Source organism: Candidatus Protofrankia californiensis (assembly GCF_900634765.1).
GTDB classification, from domain to species: Bacteria; Actinomycetota; Actinomycetes; order Frankiales; family Frankiaceae; genus Protofrankia; species Protofrankia californiensis.
In genome coordinates this window covers 14,503-15,714 of sequence record NZ_CAAAFT010000088.1, presented here as the reverse complement: position 1 = coordinate 15,714, position 1,212 = coordinate 14,503, and the positions used below count along the sequence as shown (strand labels likewise).

Sequence of the window (1,212 nt, the reverse complement as noted above, 5' to 3'; positions counted from 1 at the left end):
TACCAGAGCCAAAGGCAGCGCGATCATGTTTTTCGCCCCCCGTCGGCGACCCTCCCGAGGGTAGAGGCTTACAGCTCCCGGCGCTGCGAACATGACCACGCCCGCATCGCTTCCACCACGGCCCACCACAGCCGTAGGACCTGGCACCGAAGACAGAACCACTGCGGGACAACGGAAAATCAGCCACGGCATCTTCCGGGGGGCGACACAAAACAAGATCCTTGACTTGAGGAGGATGGCTCCGGGTCGGCCGTTCGGGCCGGCCTTCTTCGTTGCGAACCCGCGGTCCATCAGCGAGCGCCGGCAAGAGGGAGAACGAGTGGCAGAGACGTTCGAGGGCTACTGCGTCAAGTGCAAGGAGAAACGGCACTACCAGGGTGAGGTGCGGGTGAGCGACTCCGGACGCCGGATGGCGCGCGGCACCTGCCCGGTCTGCGGAACCACGATCAACAGAATCCTCGGCAAGGCTTCATCCTCATAGATCTCCAGGGCCACCGAGCGCGCGACAAACCATTATCGCGCGCTCTTTGGCCGGCTCACACCTGGCGGCAGGGCCGCCGGCCGAACCGATACCGGACGATGGTGTATCGGCTCGGCCGGCGGGCAGGGTCGGCGTGACGTCGCGAAGCAACGTCACGGACCGACCGGCGGATGCCCGCACAGGATCCAGTCCGGCCGGAAGTTATCCACAGCTACCGTCAGCTCCTCCCCGACACCAGTGGTATATCCACAGAAAATGGACATATGTCCATAATGGGAAACGGCGTGAGACCATTTGATCACGATCCGGTCACCTTCTGTCGGGGAGGACGCGATGCGCCCCATCCTCAAGCCCGGTCTACGCCGGCTCTGGCGTGACGGGTCCACCCTGCAGATCGGCGTCGACCCGGCACGGGCGATCGTCCTCGGTGGGCTGACGGCACGAGACGCGTCCGTGCTCGACCTGCTGGACGGCACCCGCTCCCGCGAGCAGGTACTGAGTTCGCTGGACGCCACCCGGGCGGAACTCGTTCTTCTGCTGGAGAGGACGGGCATGCTGGCGGACGCCGGTCCGACCGACCGGTCACCACCATCCTTGCTGGACCAGGAGCGCCTCCAGCCGGATCTGGCGGCGATGTCCCTGGGTTCGACCGATCCGACACACGCCCGACGCGCGATGCAGGCCCGCCGCCGGGCACGGATCCAGGTCCGCGGAGCGGGCCGGATCGGCGC

The 1,212-nt window shown here is 66.3% G+C and carries 1 protein-coding gene and 1 pseudogene; both read left to right on the top strand.

Annotation, left to right across the window (positions count from 1 at the left end; all coding sequences use genetic code 11):
- Positions 1-319 precede the first annotated feature (319 nt).
- Complete coding sequence (locus DD1DGNOD_RS26550; protein ID WP_165034771.1) at positions 320-481, top strand: DUF5679 domain-containing protein; 162 nt, start codon at positions 320-322, stop codon at positions 479-481.
- Between the two features lie 333 nt (positions 482-814).
- Positions 815-1,212, top strand: a pseudogene (locus DD1DGNOD_RS05265) (thiamine biosynthesis protein ThiF); the annotation flags it as partial.